General features: G+C 40.1%; 19 protein-coding genes. 10 read left to right on the forward strand and 9 right to left on the reverse strand.

The annotated features are described in order from the left end of the window. Window positions 1-39: 39 nt before the first annotated feature. Entirely contained in the window at window positions 40-867 is an 828-nt protein-coding gene (nifH, locus tag MCBB_RS09565; protein ID WP_071907546.1) for a nitrogenase iron protein, read from the reverse strand. 581 nt (window positions 868-1,448) lie between these two features. Here nifH and MCBB_RS09570 point away from each other — a divergent pair. Continuing rightward, window positions 1,449-3,023 carry a glycosyltransferase family 39 protein gene (locus MCBB_RS09570; protein WP_071907547.1) on the forward strand — a complete coding sequence of 525 codons (1,575 nt, stop codon included), beginning with the start codon at window positions 1,449-1,451 and terminating at the stop codon, window positions 3,021-3,023. 311 nt (window positions 3,024-3,334) lie between these two features. Continuing rightward, window positions 3,335-5,050 (forward strand): sodium-extruding oxaloacetate decarboxylase subunit alpha, encoded by a 1,716-nt coding sequence (oadA, locus tag MCBB_RS09575; protein WP_071907548.1) that lies wholly within the window; start codon window positions 3,335-3,337, stop codon window positions 5,048-5,050. 276 nt (window positions 5,051-5,326) lie between these two features. Here the strand turns inward: oadA and queC are convergent, their stop codons facing one another. The 4 genes from queC to MCBB_RS09590 form a co-directional block, all read right to left on the reverse strand. After that, complete coding sequence (gene queC, locus MCBB_RS09580; RefSeq protein ID WP_071907549.1) at window positions 5,327-6,016, reverse strand: 7-cyano-7-deazaguanine synthase QueC; 690 nt, start codon at window positions 6,014-6,016, stop codon at window positions 5,327-5,329. A 154-nt stretch (window positions 6,017-6,170) separates the two neighbouring features. Then, the gene (gene larC, locus MCBB_RS09585) at window positions 6,171-7,373 is read right to left on the reverse strand and encodes a nickel pincer cofactor biosynthesis protein LarC (RefSeq protein ID WP_071907550.1); all 1,203 of its coding nucleotides are present in this window, start codon (window positions 7,371-7,373) and stop codon (window positions 6,171-6,173) included. Between the two features lie 437 nt (window positions 7,374-7,810). Continuing rightward, window positions 7,811-7,978, reverse strand: coding sequence for a hypothetical protein (locus MCBB_RS12160; protein WP_171899127.1), 168 nt, complete (start codon window positions 7,976-7,978; stop codon window positions 7,811-7,813). Continuing rightward, entirely contained in the window at window positions 7,975-8,499 is a 525-nt protein-coding gene (locus MCBB_RS09590) for an MJ1244 family protein (RefSeq protein WP_071907551.1), read from the reverse strand. Before MCBB_RS09590 ends, MCBB_RS12160 begins: the two co-directional genes overlap by 4 nt. 60 nt (window positions 8,500-8,559) lie before the next feature. On the opposite strand from MCBB_RS09590, the gene MCBB_RS12310 reads away from it, so the two are divergent. The 4 genes from MCBB_RS12310 (at window position 8,560) to upp (ending at window position 12,404) form a co-directional block, all read left to right on the forward strand. Beyond that, the gene (locus MCBB_RS12310; RefSeq protein ID WP_145976038.1) at window positions 8,560-9,624 is read left to right on the forward strand and encodes a phosphatidylglycerophosphatase A; all 1,065 of its coding nucleotides are present in this window, start codon (window positions 8,560-8,562) and stop codon (window positions 9,622-9,624) included. A gap of 229 nt (window positions 9,625-9,853) precedes the next feature. Beyond that, entirely contained in the window at window positions 9,854-10,642 is a 789-nt protein-coding gene (gene cobS / locus MCBB_RS09600; RefSeq protein WP_071907552.1) for an adenosylcobinamide-GDP ribazoletransferase, read from the forward strand. A gap of 230 nt (window positions 10,643-10,872) precedes the next feature. Then, entirely contained in the window at window positions 10,873-11,424 is a 552-nt protein-coding gene (locus MCBB_RS09605) for a tRNA (cytidine(56)-2'-O)-methyltransferase (RefSeq protein WP_071907553.1), read from the forward strand. Window positions 11,425-11,768: 344 nt separating this feature from the next. Then, entirely contained in the window at window positions 11,769-12,404 is a 636-nt protein-coding gene (gene upp / locus MCBB_RS09610) for a uracil phosphoribosyltransferase (RefSeq protein WP_071907554.1), read from the forward strand. 24 nt (window positions 12,405-12,428) lie between these two features. On the opposite strand, the gene MCBB_RS09615 is transcribed toward upp, so the two are convergent. The 4 genes from MCBB_RS09615 to rplJ all read right to left on the reverse strand — a co-directional run bounded on the left by MCBB_RS09615 (window position 12,429) and on the right by rplJ (window position 17,121). Beyond that, window positions 12,429-12,923, reverse strand: a complete 495-nt coding sequence (locus MCBB_RS09615; protein ID WP_071908073.1) for a fumarate hydratase C-terminal domain-containing protein — start codon at window positions 12,921-12,923, stop codon at window positions 12,429-12,431. 69 nt (window positions 12,924-12,992) lie between these two features. Next, window positions 12,993-14,150, reverse strand: a complete 1,158-nt coding sequence (mfnA, locus tag MCBB_RS09620) for a tyrosine decarboxylase MfnA (protein WP_071907555.1) — start codon at window positions 14,148-14,150, stop codon at window positions 12,993-12,995. Window positions 14,151-14,318: 168 nt separating this feature from the next. Beyond that, window positions 14,319-16,616: a phosphoenolpyruvate synthase gene (gene ppsA, locus MCBB_RS09625; protein ID WP_071907556.1), complete on the reverse strand. Its 2,298-nt coding sequence runs from the start codon at window positions 16,614-16,616 to the stop codon at window positions 14,319-14,321. A gap of 22 nt (window positions 16,617-16,638) precedes the next feature. Then, complete coding sequence (gene rplJ / locus MCBB_RS09630) at window positions 16,639-17,121, reverse strand: 50S ribosomal protein L16 (RefSeq protein ID WP_071907557.1); 483 nt, start codon at window positions 17,119-17,121, stop codon at window positions 16,639-16,641. 121 nt (window positions 17,122-17,242) lie between these two features. Between rplJ and MCBB_RS09635 the strand changes: the two genes are divergently transcribed. The 4 genes from MCBB_RS09635 to MCBB_RS12170 all read left to right on the forward strand — a co-directional run bounded on the left by MCBB_RS09635 (window position 17,243) and on the right by MCBB_RS12170 (window position 20,378). Further along, a complete protein-coding gene (locus tag MCBB_RS09635) occupies window positions 17,243-18,040 on the forward strand; it encodes an ATP-binding protein (RefSeq protein WP_071907558.1) in 798 nt (265 codons plus the stop codon). Window positions 18,041-18,066: 26 nt separating this feature from the next. Further along, window positions 18,067-18,318 carry a KEOPS complex subunit Pcc1 gene (locus MCBB_RS09640; protein ID WP_071907559.1) on the forward strand — a complete coding sequence of 84 codons (252 nt, stop codon included), beginning with the start codon at window positions 18,067-18,069 and terminating at the stop codon, window positions 18,316-18,318. Window positions 18,319-18,503: 185 nt separating this feature from the next. Further along, entirely contained in the window at window positions 18,504-20,063 is a 1,560-nt protein-coding gene (gene serS, locus MCBB_RS09645) for a serine--tRNA ligase (protein ID WP_071907560.1), read from the forward strand. A gap of 153 nt (window positions 20,064-20,216) precedes the next feature. Next, window positions 20,217-20,378: a hypothetical protein gene (locus MCBB_RS12170; RefSeq protein ID WP_171899128.1), complete on the forward strand. Its 162-nt coding sequence runs from the start codon at window positions 20,217-20,219 to the stop codon at window positions 20,376-20,378. Window positions 20,379-20,411 lie beyond the last annotated feature (33 nt).

The raw sequence follows: 20,411 nt of genomic DNA on the forward strand, positions 1-20,411 counted from the left end.
CTGAATCTAAACTAATTTAAAAAATTTATAAGTTAGGTGTTAATCCACCAAACCATAATCAAGAACCAGTTCCTCAAGTTCGTCCATGGACATAGGCTTTGGAATAACGAATTTGTCGTTGTTGATGATCTTGGCTGCAAGTGTTTCATACTCATGAGCTTGGTTACACTCAGAATCAAATTCAACAACTGTTCGTTTGTTGAACTCTGCCTTCTGGACTATATTGTCCCTTGGAACGAAATGGATCATCTGGGTTCCTATACGTTTACAGAACTCCTTCATAAGCTCCACTTCTCCGTCCACGTTTCGGCTGTTACAGATTATTCCTCCAAGTCTCACACCACTCTGGTTTGCGTACTTCACCATACCTTTACAGAGGTTGTTTGCTGCGTAGAGCGCCATCATCTCTCCAGATGCCACAACGTAGATTTCTTCGGCTTTACCATCCCTGATTGGCATTGCGAATCCTCCGCAAACAACGTCCCCTAAAACATCAAAGAAAACGAAGTCGTTGTCATCGTAGACCTTCTGCTGTTCCATGATTGTGATGGCTGTGATCACACCACGACCAGCACATCCAACACCTGGTTCAGGACCTCCAGATTCAACACATTTTATCCCTTCAAAGCCTGTTGACATGATGTTGTCCAGATCCATACAGGCTTCTTCTCCTTCTTCCCTCAGGGTGTCCATCATGGTTGTCTGCATTTTTCCCCCGAGTATCATTCTTGTACTGTCTGCCTTTGGGTCGCAGCCGTGTATCATAACCTTCTTATTGTGAAAGTGTGCCATTGCTGATGCTGTGTTCTGGGTGGTTGTGGACTTTCCTATTCCACCCTTTCCATAAATTGCTATTTTTCTTACCATTTAAACCTCTCTTCCTTTTTTTAGTTAAATCGATTTTTAATGGATTTTTATCCTTTAATATCTTTTTTTAAATCGATTTTTTAATTTTTAATCTCCATCTTAGCTTACCTTGATTTTCACCTCAAATCTTATCGGAACAAGGTAACATACTTCCGACAACAATAGATGCGCTGAAGTGATATATAAATTTTGCGGCAGGCTTTTGAAAAATGTTCAGTGATTCTCAGAAAATGTTAAAACAAATTATATGAAATCAATGAAACGATATGATCATTAATGTAAGACGTATTTTTCATAGGGGATCATCACTACAAGAGATCAGCACTAGGATAAGTTTTTATCACAAGCAAATCCATTATATTTATCTTTTTTAAAAATTTATGAATGTGTTTTAATAAAGTCTGCAGTGCCCTTGATACTGCTACTTAAACCTTTGAATATTCGATTAGTATTTATCGAACAGGTAAGTGATAGATAACATATTAATTAGATCATTACGATTAAGTTAAGGGCCTATCTATATAGCGGAATATCCTTTAATAGAGATAGAAAGCTAATAAAAATAGAAATACGGGATAAACATGAAATTCGGAAGAAAAAATTTTAAGGGAAAGTTAATACTGATTCCTGCACTTGCAGCTTTTTTACTGGCATTGATACCCACAATAACCCACAACTGGCCTTTAAGCTGGGATATACTGTACCATGTGCAGTACGCAAAGATCTATGCCCAACAAGGATTTACACTAACAGACCCCCTATTGAATGCGCCCACAGGCCAGACCATAGGTTATCCTCCTCTTTTCCATCTGCTGCTTGCAGCACTTGGAACCGTTCTCAAGGTGGATTACTTCCAGATAGCCAGGTTCATGCAGCCCATCATTGCAATGTCAATAGTACTCTCGGTAAGTTACGTTGCCAAAAAGATCTACGGAGAAGTTGCAGGATTATCTGCAGGTTTTCTTCTCGTTTCAAGTTACATGTTAACCCGTTTAGTGCTTCCAATACCTGAAAACCTGGCCCTGATATTCCTGCCCCTTTCAGTTTACTTCTATTATATCTCAATAACTGAAAAAACATTGAAATATGCAGTTATATCCGGAATATTATTCATATTAGTATGTTTAAGTCATCAAGCAGCCATATTATGTTTAATACTTGTTATAATAGCATTCACTCTACTTGAAATAATATTGAGCCGCAAGATCACCGTTTTAAAGAATTTTGGAGCATTCCTCTCTGTGGGAATTATTTTAGGGATTATAGGTTTGATCATGCTTTTGATATTAAAACCAGAACTTTTAAACAGTATCATACAAAATGGAACACAGGCAATTGGTTTTGGAACAAAACTCAATTACAACAAAACTTTCAGCGGCATAGGCTATTTGAGCCATCTTGGAGCTTTAGTTTCCTTGTTCGCACTGGTAGGGGCCGTTGTAAGTATCAAATTAAGGTCAAAAAAAGGATTGTTCGTATTAACATGGATTGCTGTGCTCTTTTTGTTGAGCAAAGCTTACTGGTTTGGCATAAATGTTATATCCTACAGGGTTCTTGTCTACCTCCTTATACCCATGGTAATACTGGGAGGATTCGCTTTAAGCCATATGTATTATCATCTTAAAGATTACAAACGATTCTCCTCGCCCAGATTCAGATCTTCATTTTTGATAGCTGTACTCAGTTTGTCAATGTTCTTTGGAGTTTTAACTGTTACAAATTCAGAGATGGGGGTTTTCTATGCCAAACCCGCATCTGGAAACTTCCAGATAGCTCCTCCAACAACATCCGAGGTTGAACTTGCAGGCTGGTTCAAGTCAAATGGTGTCAAAAACGAATCCATTTTAACAAACAACCTTTACTCTGGAACGCTTGTATCAAGTTATGCAGATATGCCACTGCATTATGGTTTTGAATACTTCAATGGAAGCACCCCTCAATCAGATTTCCAAAAAGAGGGAATAGGTTACATAGTACTGGACAAACGCCTCACCCTTCCATCAAAGAATGGGACCTTTTATCTGCAGAAGGAAAATTCAGAGTTCTATCCAATGTTTTACTACACTGGAGATATCACTTCACACTTGAATGAGATCGTTTCAAGCTTTGCAAAACTTGTGTATCAAAATCAGGACTTCTTGGTTTTCAAAGTGTGAATTTAAGGGGAATAACCTTCAAAATATTTAATTCACATTTTCTTAATCTTAATTTTTTTAATTCACATTTTTTAAAATTTTTTAATGAATCTAATTTGTTTTATAAATGCTTTTAATAAATTTTGTTTGAATAAATTGAATTCAACACACATACAAACCTAAAAGTTACTCCCAAATTTTTCAAAAGAGAAAGTATTTCAGGAATTTATGGGAATATAGATTACGGAAATATATATGGAACTTAGGACTATCTATATAGAGACAATGTAAGTAAGAATGAAACAAAATCCAAACTTACTGTGAGGGTCAGAATGAAAAAGATAAAGATCATAGAAACAGCATACCGAGATGCGCATCAGTCACTCCTTGCAACAAGGATGAGAACCAGGGATATGTTACCAATTGCCGAGAAGATGGATGAAGTTGGATTTTTCTCCCTGGAAGCTTGGGGAGGTGCAACCTTCGACAGCTGTATAAGGTACCTCAACGAGGATCCATGGGAACGCCTGGTTGAGCTTAAGGAAGTCCTGAAAAAGACCCCGATACAGATGCTGCTTCGAGGCCAGAACCTACTGGGTTACAGACACTACCCCGACGACATCGTCAGGAAATTCGTTGAAAAATCCTATGAAAACGGTGTGGATGTCTTCAGGATATTCGATGCACTCAACGACATCAGGAACATGGAACTTGCAATAAAAGTTGCAAAGGAACAGGGCGCCCATGTTCAAGGAACCATAAGTTACACAATAAGCCCATTCCACACAATAGAGAAGTACGTGGAATTTGCAAAGGAACTGGAAGCACTGGAATGTGATTCAATAACCATAAAGGACATGGCAGGATTAATATCACCACACGACACATATGAACTTGTTAAAACTCTTAAAGAAGAAACAGACCTCATGGTGAACCTTCACTGCCACTGTACAAGCGGTATGACTCCAATGAGTTACTATGCAGCCTGTCAAGCAGGTGTTGACCTCCTTGACACTGCAATATCACCACTTGCATGGGGTACATCCCAGCCACCTACAGAGAGCATAGTTGCAGCACTTAAAGGCACTCCATGCGACACAGGCCTTGACCTGAAGCTTTTAAGTGATATAAAGAAGTACTTCGAGGAGATACGTAAGAAGTACAGCGGCTTGATCGATCCAATAACTGAAAGAGTGGATACAGACGTCCTGTTATATCAGATCCCTGGTGGAATGCTTTCAAACCTTGTTTCCCAGCTTAAGGAGCAGAACGCACTGGACAGGTACGAGGATGTGCTTGAAGAAATGCCTCACGTGCGTGAGGAACTTGGATACCCTCCACTGGTAACACCAACAAGCCAGATAGTTGGAATACAGGCAGTTATGAATGTTCTAAGCGGTGAAAGGTACAAAAACGTTTCAAAAGAGGTTAAGGATTACATCAAAGGGTTCTATGGAAAACCTCCAGCCCCAGTCAATCAGGAAATCGCTGAGATGATCATTGGAGATGAGAAACCAATTGACTGCAGACCAGCAGACCTCCTGGAACCTGAACTTGAAAAATTCAGAAAGAAAGGGGAAGAAATGGGTATAATCAAAAAGGAAGAGGATGTTCTAACCTACGCACTTTACCCTGCAGTTGCACCTAAATTCCTGAGAGGTGAAGCAGAAGAGGAGGAAATCCCATCTCCTGAGAAAGTTGCTCCATCTGAAGCCCCTGCACTTCCAACCGAGTACAACGTTGAGGTTGATGGTGAGGTTTTCGATGTGAAGGTTGTGCCAACCGGTTACATGGAGATCGAATCCGTTGGAACCAAGGCACCATCGGGACCTGTTGAAGGCGGAGTCACATGCAGTATGCAGGGAATGATCCTGAAGCTCAAGGTGACAGCAGGTGACAAAGTGAACGAAGGAGATGTTGTGGCAGTCCTTGAAGCCATGAAAATGGAAAACGATATACATGCCCCTCAATCTGGAGTGGTTGAAGAGGTCTTCGTGGACGAGGGAGACACAGTCAACCCTGGAGAAGCTTTAATGGTCATTAAATGACCAAAATACCCTTTTTTTAGATTAAATATTATTATAATTTCTATTTTAAAAATTTATTTAAAAACTCAGTTAATTTCTATTTTAAAAAACTTTTTTGATGTTGATATTTTTTAAAATAGATTATGAGATAAAATTATGAGATAGTATCCATCTTTAGATATCCTTCTAAAAAATTAAAATTATTAGCTTCCTTTCTATTGGTGTAACAACAATTTAGTAAAAAAGAGTTTTATTAAAAGGCGAAATTTTATTGAAAAGGTAAAAAGTAGATGTTATTTATTCCATGTAAAGAGTCTTGTCAGGGATTTTTGCCTCTTTAAATGCCCTTTTACGTCTCATACATGATTCACAGACTCCACAGTGCTCCTCCTGATCCTTGTAGCAGGAGTAACTCATGTACATTGGAGCTCCAATCTTCTCACCAAATTCTACAATCTCCCTCTTACTCATACCAATTACAGGTGCTTCAATTCTTATATCATCAGGGGATCCTATGGCCAAAACCTTGTTGAATGCATCTAAAAATTCTTTTGAGTTATCAGGAAATGTTACAGCTTCTTCAAGGTCCCACCCAACTATTATGATCTCAGCACCCTCTGCCTCTGCAAATGATGTTGCAATTGCTGTGAAAACCACGTTACGTCCAGGTACCCATACTTTACGTGCTGTTTCATCACAGATTTCCTTATCATCCAGTTCATGCTCCTTGATTTCAGGTATCTCCTCCTCTGATGTCAGGGCTGAACCACCCAAGTTTGCAAGCCACGGCAGCTCCAGAACAGTGTGTTTCATGTTTAATTTTTTACATATGGATCTTGCAGCCTTTACCTCCCTCTGGGCACTTCTCTGGCCGTAGTTGAAGGTCAGGGCGTGTATCTCATATTCATCCTTGAAACTGGATGTTGCAACCGTTGAATCCAGACCTCCTGAGAGGACTGCTATTGCCTTTTTCTTTTCTGATACCATTTTAAACACTTTTTGAGTTTAATTTATATTATCTCATTTTTCAGTTTAATTCGTTGAAACGTTTAATTCTTTAAAATCATCATTTAATTTTTACAGGAAGATGAAAATAAATTAATAGGATTCACTGATTATTCTAAAATTATATTCAGACATTTTAAGAGGATTTTCTGTTCTTGAAAGCATCTTCTGCCATTGCCATAACATCCTTAACTGGAATTCCAGTTTCTTTTGATACTTTTTTTGCATCTTCGTACTCAGTTTTACTGCTTACAATGTCTTCTCCAATCAAACCAACTTTAATCCTTATGGTCTTCTCCATACCATTGACATCAACTTCAACAGGCACTATTTTCCTTGAAACCGTACTTCGATGACTGTAAGGCAAAAATCTAACACCTAATGTTCCTGTTTCTCTTATAATAGTTTCCGCAACATTTTCAGAATCCTCAGGTGTGGTTATGACCCTTAGAAGATGACCTGGCCTGTTCTTCTTGGTCAATGTGGGTATTATGGTAACATCCCTTGCTCCTTTCTCCATCAACCTATCAAATGTGTGGCCCAGAACCTCTCCCGTAACGTTGTCCAGGTTGGTTTCAAGTACATGAACCTTGTCCATTGGAACGTGCGAATCACCCCTCACAATCCTTAAAACGTTTGGAATAGACAGTTCATATTTTCCAGCACCGTATCCCACGGTTTTGTTCGTTACCAAAGGATAAAACTTGCAGAATTCATCAACCATGTTCACGAGTAGGGCTGCACCAGTGGGGGTTGCAAGCTCCTTTTCAACAGGCCCTCCGAAGGTTGGAACGTTCCTCAGGATCTCGAGGGTTGCAGGTGCTGGAACACTGAGTTTACCGTGCATACTGTTTATCCTGCCCCCTCCAAGGGCCACTGGCATCCCATAAACCCTTTGTTCGTTGAATCCCAGTTTGAAAAATGCGTAGGCTGCACCCACAACATCTGCAACTGCATCTGCAGCTCCAACTTCATGGAAGTGCACTTCATCTATTGTTGTGCCGTGGACCTTTGACTCTGCCTCTGCAATGGTTTTAAAAACTTTTTTAACAAAATCTGTGACTTCTGATGAAACAATCGGGTGTTTGATACTTTCAAAACCTTTGAGGAGTTCTTTGTAGGTTACAGAACCTTTATCATTACATTTAACATCCGCGTAGGTTGCGAATATCCCTGATTTTTTAACATGAGATATTTCAACCTTTACATCCCCAAAGTGTGATGCATAATGTTCCATGACACTTATGAGATCTTCATGATCCACTCCAAGGGATGCTAAAGCTCCAACCATCATGTTTCCAGATATTCCAGAGTTTTGGGGGTCTATGATAACTACCATGGTATCACTGCAATTTTCTATTCATTCCAAGTTTCGATACATAATTTACAGTAGAACTGTTAATTTACAACAATATTCTATTGAAAAAAATATTGTTTTCTGAAGTTTAAATAGGTATCAATATAAAAGAAACCCCAAATAAAATCCAAAATTAAAGAAAAAAATAATTTAAAAGAAATAATATAAAACGAAACCTATTTCTCAGATAACCTGAAAATAGGGTAAAGATAAAAATAAAAACTGAATTATTAGTGAAGTATTAGTTATTTAAAAGAAATTAGGTGATTTGATAATGGACTGGAAATCTGTGGCTGTTTTTATAATATTTGCAGTGGTATTTTACTTTATAGTATCCTTCCTGCTGCACTAAGGTATTAGAAACCTTAGATTATAAACCTTAGAAATTTTTATATTTTCACTGCGCTTTACTTGTTTTTTCACTTTTTAGGGAGGTTTACCATGTGGAATGTGTAGTAACGGGCAAAGCCACAGTCCCTGCAGCGTATCTCCATGGTGTACTCGTCAACTGTTATGTCATGGATGGTTGCATCACCGCAGTTGTAGCACTTGGCGGATTTTTCAAGCTTCCACGCTTTAACTGTCATTTTCCACCCTCCGATTTACCTGGTACTTCCACCGTTTTCAGAGTGTAGTACCTTGCGGCACCACAGTTGGTGCACCATATTTTGCCTTTGTTCATGTCTATACGAATTCTTTGCACGGCATTTTCACCGCAGTAAAAGCAGGGCACTTCCTTTTCAAGTAACCATGTTTCAGCCCTATCTTCCTTGGCTTCATGTTTTCCGTTGCTCACGATTATTTTGCGTATTGGCACTTCAAGTATGGTGTACTTCTCCCCTTTAAGGGCTTCCTCAACAGATTCTATAATTCCATCAACCCTCTCCTCATCCACAACACTGCATATGAGAACTGCATCTGTTGCATAATCCCTTATCATACCTATGGCTGATTTTGGATCCTCCTTTATTGAAAATCCCTTCCAATCCTGGGGAGACATTCCCTTGTACTCTAAAATGTAAAATCCGGTTATCCCTGCATCTGTAAGGGCATTCATGGCTTTTCCCAGGTTTTCAATCTCAACAAAGACTCTAAGATGAACCTTCATAAAACCACCTACTATATATTCATTATATTCATCATATTATTATAATGTGTTGGTGATGAAATGAAAAAAATCTGCATAAAAGATGCAAAGGTCCTAGAAGACCATGAAAAGCTTATAATTCAAAGAGAAGAGGGATTTCTTGCAGTTGGAACACCATATGTTGGTGGGGGCATCCTAGAGGTTAAAAATATCGTTAATCAGTCCAGTTGCAGTGAAATCCCTGAGGGATCAGGATCTCACCTTTCCAAATCAGAAGACAGAACTGGAACAAGCCAAATTTCAGATGATCTTCATGTTTCAGATGATGCCATGGTACTTGTGAATCCCTCGGATGGAGTTTCAGTGACCATCAACGCGGGCAATGTTACAACGGTTTTAACTGGAGATTACCTGAAATATTTCTCCAACGATGCTGATTACCTCTGGATGAACATCATGGTGTTTGTGGATGAGTACCTTAATGAAGAAACCCTTTTAGAACTATTCAAAACAGTTTCAGATGCTAAATTTGCAGGCCTATGGGATATGGGGCTTTTGAACCATTTTTCCTTCGATCCCATGAACTGCGGTGATTCAGTGGTCCTTGCATGCAAGGGCAGGGGCACCACACCTGAGGATAGATTGATCGAAACCATTGAAAACACTGGCGAATGTGTAAGGAAGGCTGTGGCTGAGCTTCTGAAGATCTGCGGATTTCCAAAGGATGTTCTGGGTTTCATGGAGGATGTTGGAGTCACAGTGGAAAACCTCACAGATGCAGGTATGGAACTCGTTGTTGGCGTTGAAAAAACCGATGAAATCCGGGAGAAACTCAGGATGCAGATAATCAAATCACTCCAGGATCTGAACGTGGTCTCGTTCATAATAGCAGGGATACGACTTGAAGAGGACTACGAGAAACACCGCGTCCGTGGTGTGAATGTGGATGATGATCCTGCCTACCTTTACTCAGATGAGGTCTTTGGAATGTCAGTTGCAAATCAGATAGCAGGTACAAAGGCTATTTTCAACTTCAAAAGATATGACGAGGCTAAACCTGGAATAATAAGTCATCTTGGCCCGGTTCTGGATGATATTTTTGCAGGGCTTGTTGCAGGATGCATGTCCAAGATATTTGAGGAATAGTACCATAGATCTCTTAAAACCGCTTAGATTAAATTTAAGTAAAGCCAGCTGGATTTTGCAATGAAACAATTCAATAACCAGTTCAGCCAAACTGTATTTGAGAATGAGTGATTATTTGTTTTGGCTGATTTACTTGATATTCAAATATAAAAATTTTATAATTACAATAACTGAATAATAATTAAAATAAGAGTAAATTTCAATGAAAAAATGAATTTGAGGTTCACAATTGCAAGATAACGATGAAAACAACAGTATCAACAACTCCAGTGCTGGAGGTTTGAGGGGTATTGCAGGCCTTGTATCCTTTTCCACCATACTCCCCCTTAATATTCACACAAGCATCGAGGAAATGGCTAGGTTCACATGGTTCTGGCCGGTGATTGGAGGTTTCATTGGAATACTTGCAGGGGCCTTTGGATTCTTCCTCCTGAACATGGTACAGATACCCCAAATCATTGCAGCCGCACTGATATACAGTTTCATGATATGGTTCAATGGATTCCACCACCTGGACGGCCTCATGGACTTTGGAGATGGGATGATGGTCCATGGAACCCCTGAAAAGAAGATATCTGTAATGCGAGATACACGAATAGGCACAGGAGGAATGGCTTACTTCGTCATGGTGGCCCTTGTCACATTTGCAGGTCTAACATCAGCACCTGCAGCTTTGATACTCCCAGTGATCATTGTAGCAGAGGTAGCAGCTAAAATGGGTATTGTCACATGTGCGAGTTTTTCAGAGGCATTTCCAGACGGCACAGGGAGGTTCTTCATTGAATCCATGAACAAGAAGCTCTTGCTGCTTTCACTGGTTCTGTCATCAGCCATTGGGTTTTTAGCCCTCAACTTAACCGGAGTAATTGGAGTGATTGGAGGATTTTTGGGGGGGGCTTTGATTGCAACTGTTGCTCGAAGAAACTTCAAATGGGCAACAGGAGACATACTTGGAACATCCAATGAAATTGGAAGGATGTTGTCCCTGATACTCATGGCATGGATCTTGCTGGTTTAGACAACTGGAATTAAATCCCACAATTAACACTAAAATAACTTCAATCACATGAAATAAACTTTGATATGAAAAATTCTGAAAAAATCAGATTTAAATCAAGTGTAAACAAAATCAAACTATAGATAATTATTTTTAAATTAAATAAAAGATTAATAAAAGGATTATAATAGGACTATAATAGGATTAATTAATTTTAAAAAAAATAAATAGTCATAAAGGTCGGAAAGAAAATGGATGATGTTAAAGTTAACGTTTTAAGGCTTGATCACAGAAGGGTTAGGGATGCAAGGATAACAACACATGTATGCCTCACATCAAGGGCTTTTGGAGCAGATAAAGTCATATTAAGTGGAGATGAAGATAAAAAAATTATGGGAGGTGTAAGGGACGTTGTGAAACGATGGGGTGGAGACTTCGAGGTCGACTACCGTAAGAACTGGGAAAACCTCCTTGATGAATGGAAAAACTCCGGTGGAGAAATAGTCCACCTCACCATGTACGGAGAACCAGTTCAGGATATAACAAAAAAGATAAGAGAATCCCCAAAGGACAAACTCGTTGTTGTTGGTGGTTCCAGGGTTCCAACCAAGGTTTACCATGAGGCAGACTGGAACGTTTCCGTGACAACACAGCCACATTCAGAGGTTGCAGCCCTTGCAATATTCCTTCACACACTCTTTGAGGGTAAAGAGTATGATAAAGACTTTGAAGGTGGAAAACTCGAAGTTGTGCCAACAGCCCATGGTAAAAGGGTTCTGACACATGAGGAGAACACAGAATGATTTTAGGATTGTGTAACCTGCTCCTCTCACAGCATCTTTAAAATCATTATTACCACCTATTTTTATTCTTTTTATAAATTACATTAAAAATTAAAACTATTTATTAAAATTATTTTTTTACAATCCAACTCATTTTTTAAAAACATTTTTAGTACTGTTTAACATTAAACTGCCAAGATCTATCCAACAATTAAATTTAGTTAGAAATCTTCAACTACAGATTGAAACCTGAAAGTTCCCACCACAATAAATAAAATAATCAACGATTAAATTAATAGTAATCAAAGGTTCTCATCTCTGCTTGAAGATATTTTGCATTAGGTTTTAGGAAGGAGGTTGGTTGCTTGATAAATGTTGTTTCACATCCACTGGTTCAGGAAGAACTTGCAAAATTAAGAAGTCCAGGTATCGATAGTGCAGATTTCAGAAGGGGAATGATCAAAATAGGTAGATGGATAAGCTACGAATTTGCAGAAACACTCCAAACAGAAGAATTTGAAGTTGAAACACCATTAGGGACTTCCAAAGGTATCAGAATAAAAGATAAAAACGATTTTGTGGTTGTAAATGTCTTAAGGGCAGCAATTCCCCTTGTTGATGGGATACTCCGGGTTTTCCCCAATGCAAAGTGCGGAGTGGTTGGTGCATGGCGCAGGGACGAACCACCATTCCCAGTTGAGGTTAACTACATAAAACTGCCTGAAATAAAGGACAAGATCGTTGTTGTTTCAGATCCAATGCTTGCAACTGGAAACACCATGACCAAGATCCTCAAAAGGATAAAAGAAACTGACAAGCCCTCAAGACTGGTTGTCTTCAGTATCATAGCAGCAGAGGAGGGACTGAAAAAGGTTTCATCTGAACACCCTGAAGTTGAGATATACACCTGTGCAATTGAAAAGGAGCTTAACCCTGACGGTTACATAATTCCAGGCCTTGGTGATGCAGGAGACAAAGCATTTGGGAAACCATGTGGTTGAATAGGATAAAAATAGAGTATTAAGTCAGTAAACTGATTCACCATGGGCTGAAGCAACTATGCCCGGGATTCCATCAACCTTCAAGCGGTGAATAGCTTCCATACCCTCTTCAGGGAATGCCACAACCTCAGATGAGATCAACCGACTCGTTAAAAGTGCTGCTGCAGGTGGAGTTACAACGAAAACGGATCCATACTTCTCAAGTGATTCAACAGTTTCAGGACTTAACGCACCCTTTCCAATGTGCATTTTAACACCCCTGCTGGATAAAAAAGGTATGCTCTCTTCTATCTCTTCCTTGTTGCTGGTTGTGGGTGATATTCCTGCAGGACTCATTGCAGTGTGCATGAAAACTGCACCCTCAATATCAAGGAGATTCTCACCATTTTTTATGGATTCAACGAGTTTTGGAAGGGCAGCATCACGTCCAGTGAATATTGTACCATAAATTTCTATTTTATCCCCTATTCTAAGGTTCTGAATTGTTTCAGATGTTATTGGAGTTTGGATCTTCTTTATAGACCATTTATCATCATTCATGGTGATAAACCTCAAATCTCGTTAACCATAGGAGTTCCTGTATATTCATCATTCCAGCTCGTTCAGATCCTTGAGGAATGTTTCAACGTGTTCCTCCTTCACGTGGGGCATGACTATGATCCTGACGGCCCTTGGGTAGGATGCTATGGAAACAGCCCAACCTTTATCCTTGAGTTTTGATGAAATCTCATCGGGTGACATTTCATCGGATGTGAAGGCAACCACGTTAAGTTGAGGTTGTGTAACCAGTTTGAAGTCTGATTCTTCGATTCCCTGTGCAAGGATACTTGTAACTTCCATGCAACGCTCTGCAACATGTGTGTAACCCTCTCTTCCCATGTATTTCATGAGGGCCCATGTTGCTGCAGTGGATGCTCCTGTCCTTGTACCAACGATGGTGGCCTGTCTATCCTTTGTGAGGTATGGTGTTTTAACACTCATGGCTTCAAGGTACTTCTTTTCCCGGAATAGAATTCCTCCTGTAGGTATTGGTGCAAGTCCCATTTTATGAGGATCTATGGTTATTGAACAAACGCCTTCCAGTCCAAAATCAAATTCAGGAAAATCATGCCCTGCTTCCTTGAGGAATGGTATCGAAAATCCTCCAAATGCTGCATCAACATGCAGATAAATGTCTCTTTCAAGACAAAGCTCTGATAGTTCTGCTATTGGATCTATCTTACCCAGTTCAGTTGTTCCTGCAACCCCAACAACTGCAACTGTATTTTCTGTAATGAGCTCCCTAACTGAATCCATCTTCATACGATAGTCATCATCCAGCTCTGCCTCATGGAGATTCAGACAGAGCATGTCGGCTGCCTTCTTAAAGGAGAAGTGGGCAGATTTTGGAACGATTATTTCAGGTTCATCAATATGTCTCTTGTGCTGAGCAGAGTTTCTTGCAGCTCTCATTGCCATGATATTAGCCTCTGTTCCACCTGTGATGATGTGGCCTGAAACGTCCCTTTTTCCAAGGAGTTCGCCAAGCATGGTTATTACTTCATCTTCCATTTTCTGGGTTCCCTTGAAGAGTCCCGGATCTCCAAGGTTTGACTCCAGAAACATTTTGTAGGCTTCAACTCCAACTGGATGGGGGCAGGTGCACATTGAACCCAGTATTTTACCTGATTTGTGGGTCATGTCCAATTTTTTGAATTGCCGGAGCGATTGAAGTACTTCTTCGTGTGATATTCCCTTGTTTTCCATTTCAATCCCTGAAAAATGAATGAGTATTCTGATCTTTCCTATTAACTTATTTAAGTAGATTGTTTGGTGTTGATTTAGTGTTCAGTTAAAATAAATATTGTAAATATTAATTTAAAAATAAAATGAATTGGGGGATTTAAACCCCTCTTGCACATTTAATGTGTTTATTTATTCCTGTACAAGTTTTCTTGCAGCTTTTAAGAGCAGTTTTTTCTCGACACGAGCAACTACTTCTCTTACAGTTGGTACTGCGTCTGTATTTGCAGATACGCTGGTTATTCCAAGTTCAACGAGTTTTTCAACGATATCAGGCATACTTCCTGCCTGTCCGCAGATACTGGTTTTAACTCCCGCTTTGTTACATTCCTTAATAACCCGGGATATGAGTTTTAAAACTGCAGGATGTCTTTCAGAGTAGAGTCCAGCTACATTTTCGTTGTTACGGTCGATTGCAAGTGTGTACTGTGTGAGGTCGTTGGTTCCAAAGCTTACGAAGTCTATACCTTCTGCTATGAAGTCCTCAATGGTTAATGCTGCTGCTGGTGTTTCCACCATCATACCGAATTCAATGTCCTTTTGTGGTTTGAGTCCAACTGATTCTGCTATTTCTTTGGCCTTTCTTAGTTCATCTGGGTGCTGTACAAGTGGTAGCATGATTCCAATGTTGGTGTACCCCTGTTCATGGAGTTTTTTGATTGCCCTGAATTCTGCTTTGAGTATCTCTGGTTCGTCAAGTTCCCTGCGTATTCCTCTCCATCCAAGCATTGGGTTGTGCTCGTATGGTTCGTCCTCTCCACCTTCAAGTGATTGGAATTCATCTGTTGGGGCATCCAGTGTTCTGTACCATACTGTTTTTGGGTAGAATGCATCTGCAACCTTTAAGATGTTCTCAACAAGTACCTTTATGAGTTCATCCTCTTTTCCTTCCCTTATGAACTTTTTAGGGTGAACCCCTGTTGTGAGCATCATGTGCTCTGTTCTTAGAAGTCCAACACCATCTGCTCCTGTTTCTGAAGCTTTTTTAGCAGCTTCAGGCATGCTGACGTTAACCTTAACCTCAGTTACAGTTAAAAATGATGGTTGAGCAACTGTTGGTGCTGCTGCAGCTGCAGTTTCTTGGGTTTCAGAGGATTCATCCTTAAGTTTTCCCTCAAATACCAAGCCCTTCTTACCATCGATGGTCACCATTGAGTTTTCTTTGAGTATCTTGGTGGCGTCTCCAGTTCCAACAACACAGGGTATTCCAAGTTCCCTTGAGACTATTGCTGCGTGGCAGGTTACTCCACCTTCGTCTGTTATTATACCGTTTGCACGTTTCATTGCAGGCACCATATCAGGTGTGGTCATAACTGTGACGAGTATATCTCCTTCCTCAATTTTATCAAGTTCATCAGTGTTCCGAACGATTTTAACAGCACCAGAAGCCATTCCAGGGCTTGCTCCAAGTCCTCGGGCTATTATGGTTCTTTCAACTTCTTCAGATACTTCTTCAGCTGCTTGACTGTTTCCAAGGGTTGTAACCGGCCTTGATTGTAGCATGAAGATCCTACCTCCTTCTATTGCCCATTCAGTGTCCTGTGGGAACTGGTAGTGCTCCTGAATCTTTTTACCGAGTTCTGCAAGTTTAGCTATTTCATAGGTACTTAAAACTCGTTTTTCACGTAGGTTTTCAGGTACATCAACCTGCACAGTTCTTCCATCAGGGCCACGTTTGAACATGGTCTTTTTATCACTGACCTTGTAGTCCAGGATTTCACCAGTGTTCTTGTCGTACCAACAGTTGTCTGGAGTTACTGTTCCTGAAACAACACCTTCACCAAGTCCCCATGCACCTTCTATGAGAATTTTGTCCTCACCTGTTGAAGGGTGGACTGTGAACATCACACCTGCTTTTTCGGCGTCAACCATTTCCTGAATAACAACAGCTATGTAAACTTTTGAGTGGTCGAAATCGTTCTCTTCCCTGTAAAAAATAGCTCTGGATTCAAAAAGAGATGCCCAACATTTCTGGACAAATTTTACAACTTCATCCACACCTTTGATGTTGAGGTATGTGTCCTGCTGTCCTGCAAATGATGCTTCAGGTAAATCTTCCGCGGTTGCAGATGATCTTACTGCAACGTAGACATCTTCTTTACCAATCCGAGTGCACAGTGCATTGTATGCTTCCACTATGATTACCCGTATTTCATCAGGCATTGGAGTGTCTGTTATTATTTTTTTAATAACACGTGAAGCTTCCTGAAGTTCTTTGTTGTTGTTGACGTCTAAAGCATCAAGAATGCCCATTATTTCCTCGAAGATCCCTGTTTCTTTTATGAATTTATCGTAGGTGGCTGACGTTACAACGAAGCCCGGAGGTACCGGTATTCCTGCGTGAGTTAGTTCACCAAGGTTTGCACCCTTTCCACCTGCAACATCGACATCTTCCTTTCTAAGTTCTTCAAAAAATTCGACATACTTCATGCTAACACTCTTTTTTTACTGTTTATCTAACTAATTCTGCGCCTTCATCAACCACAACTCTGCATGGAACTGGGAATTTCATGGCAGCCCTTCTAAGTGCTTCTTTTGCATCTTTGAAGTTTTTCTTGTTTGTACGGATGGTCAGGACCTTCTGGTCAGCCTTCACTATTGCTACAGAACTGACTGCCTTTCCGAAAGCTTTCCTCATACCGTCCTGAACCCTGTCCGCTCCTGCACCGGTTGCCATTGGGTTTTCCCTTACTATGTGGTGTGGGTATACCCTTATCTTAAGGTGGTAACCCATCCTACCAGATTTTCTCTGCATGTACCTGTTTGAAGCAATCCTTGCTGCTTCAAGTGCGTTGTGAGATAAATGTGCTGGCTCTTTGACTTCAAGAGTCACTTTTAAAGGAAATTCTCCGGCCAGGTTTCCCATGTCGTACTGAACTATCCTTGAACCTGGAATTTTCCTTATATAATCTTTTCTAGTATATGCTCTAACCATTAAATAATCCTCCTTTGTCAGAAATTTAAGTCTATAACTTAATAAACATTACCCTCAAATATACTCCCATCACACAATATAAAAAACCATCGAATAACCCATGCACTGGGTGGTGATCGTCATGAAAATTGCAGTAACTGGAAAAGGAGGGGTTGGAAAAACAACCCTTTCGGGCACTATGGCATGTATATTGTCACGGACTTATAAAGTATTCGCTATCGATGCAGACCCGGATATGAACCTTGCATCCAGCCTAGGAATACACGACAAAATAACCCCAATATCTCAGATGAGGGAACTTATAAAGGATAGAACCGGAGCAGAACCAGGATCATCATTTGGAGAAGTTTTTAAGATAAATCCAAAGATATCTGATCTGCCAGAATCCCTCTCAATAAACTACGACTCTGAGGGCAAATTGAAGCTTCTTGTAATGGGAACCGTGGATAAGGGAGGAGAGGGATGCGTATGTCCAGCATCCGTACTTTTAAAAGCACTTATGCGCAACTTAATCCTTAAGAAGGATGAGATCGTTGTGCTGGATATGGAGGCAGGTGTTGAGCACCTCGGCAGGCGTACAGCCGAGGCTGTGGATATCATGATAATCGTTGTGGAACCTGGACTCAAATCCCTTGAAACAGCAGAACGGATAAAAAGACTTGGAGGAGACATAGGCATCAACAACATGACCTGTGTTATAAACAAGGCTTCGAATAAGGATGAAGAGGATTTTGTGGTTCAAAAACTCAAAGAAATGGATCTTGAAGTGATTGGAAGCATTCCAAGAGACCCCGAAGTTGTTAAGGCAGATATGGAGGGTAAGGCACTTGTTGATTATCCAGAATCCCCTGCTTTAAAATCCATAGAGGAAATCACAGAAAATATTTTAAATCGTTCAATGAAAGTAGATAATGTATAATATATCAGATCGTTTGGGATGCAAACATGAATGTGAAAGCCAGAATAAAATTCAATTACCGCCATGAAGAAGGGGCAGAAAACGCCTTTAAAGCACTACAGCCAGATAACATTGGATTTATAGACTCTCATGTGGTTAAAAACAGTTTTATCTGTGATATGAAGAGTTCTGCCATTGGAACTCTGCTTGCAACAGCAGATGATCTGATCTTTTGTGAGATGATGGTTGAAAGGATGTCAGAATTTGCATCTATAAAACCACCCTCTAAGCACGAATAACGCTTTAATAATTATAAAAAATAAATATTAATGGATATTAATATTTAAAATCTAAAAAAAGAATTTTTAATTGTAAAAAAAATAAAAAAAGAATTGTGAGATTTAATATATTTTATAGAGAATTAAAATTTTAGAGAATAAAATTTAATTGAATATCACGTATAAATAAAAAAAAGGTGGCATTGATGAAATTTACATTGAAAGGAGAAATTGTATTCAGCAAAGAAGCAGATGAAGCCACAAAAGAAATTAAAAGTTTCATTGAAGATGCGAACAACGAGATATTCCAGAAGGGAGTTCCAGAATCCCAGAAGGATGACGCATCAAAGATAGTTGAATGGGATTTAAATGGAAACACATTGAAGGTTAAGATCGTATCTGGAAGAAGGGGAAGGGCACACGACGCCATACTCCGTGTTAAAAAACCATTGACACAACTTTTAGGACGTAAATACCATATAGGTGTGCGTAAGATCAACGTTAAGGATTATAAAATTGAGATACCCTCTGAAAACCCAATAGAAGTTGGAGACATGCCCTACGTCCTTGAATCCAGCTTCGAAGATGGAGAAATGATCGTTAAGTTTGAGGAGCTGAACGAGGGAGATCTCAGAAAACACGTGGTTGACAGGGTTGTGAAGCACCTTGAAGCTGAAACTGCAGCATTCACTGTGGATGAGGCAGCAGATGAGGAAAAACCTTCAGACATCCTAACCAAACAGGTGACCAAGATAGAACCTGGAACCATCGTTGCAAAGAGTCCTGATCAGAAGTTCTTCTTTGAGGGAGATACCACAGAGGAAGCTGTAAAACGTGGCTGGATTAAGAAATTCCCTGCAAAGGGCCAGTGGTTCTACGGCCCTGAGATCACTGCACTGCAGCATGCACTTGAGGACATACTTCTTGAAAACGTTGTTTACAACCTGGAATTCATGGAGTGCCTGTTCCCAAAACTCATACCCCTGCCTGTGATGAACAAGATGCGCTACCTCGAGGGACTTCCAGAGGGAATGTACTACTGTTCAGCACCTAAGAGGGACCCTGAACTCTTTGAAAAATTCAGGAACAAACTGGTCATTGAAAAGGAGGTTCCAATCGACCTTCTCAAGGATGGGCTGAAGGATCCATCCTACGTCATAGCCCCAGCCCAGTGCGAGCCATTTTACGAGTTCCTGAGCCACGAGGTTGTTGATGAAAGTGAGCTTCCAATAAAATTCTTCGACAGAAGCGGCTGGACCTACAGATGGGAAGGCGGCGGTTCCAAGGGACTTGACCGTGTCCATGAATTCCAGAGAATAGAGCTCGTATGGCTTGGAACACCTGAACAGGTGGACAGTATAAGGGATGCAACCGTTGAAATATCCCAGAAACTGGCAGATGAACTGGAACTTCAGTGGTACACCGAGGTTGGTGACGACCCATTCTACCTTGAGGGCAGGAAGGTTGAGGAACGTGGAATCGAATTCCCAGACGTTCCAAAATATGAGATGAGACTCTCAGTACCTGGCCAGAAGAAGGGTGTGGCTGTGGTGTCTGCAAACGTTCATGGAACCCACTTCGTGGAGGGATTCTCAATTAAAGAAGCTCACAAACATCGGGTCTGGACAGGATGTACAGGTATTGGAATAACCAGATGGGTCTTCGGTTTCCTTGCACAGAAGGGCTTTGATAAGGAGAACTGGCCTGAAGCTGTCAGGGACCGGGCTGAGAACATCAAAGTGCCAAAGATATTGACCTGGCCTTAAATCAACAACTTCTAAAAACAACTACTTCTATTTTTTACATTTTTTTTATTTTTAAAATCAATTTTCTATTTTTAAAATAATTTTAAAACAGTATTTATTGGAAGTATATTTGAAAAATATATTTTAATAAAAAAAGGGGGAGAAAACTCCAAAATGCTCAACCTGAAAAACTACGTAGTCGGTTTGACCTTCGTTGCAATGCTCTCAATTTTTCTACTGAAGAAAATCTTTGATAGAAACACTGCGAAAAATAAACGCATCCATGAAAAAGAGGGGAGAAAAGAACGGTTTAAAAACAGAAAGAATAAAAAATAATCAGTATTATTTGGTATGTAATATTAGGATTTG

Origin of the sequence: Methanobacterium congolense (genome assembly GCF_900095295.1) — an archaeon.
Taxonomy (GTDB): domain Archaea; phylum Methanobacteriota; class Methanobacteria; order Methanobacteriales; family Methanobacteriaceae; genus Methanobacterium_C; species Methanobacterium_C congolense.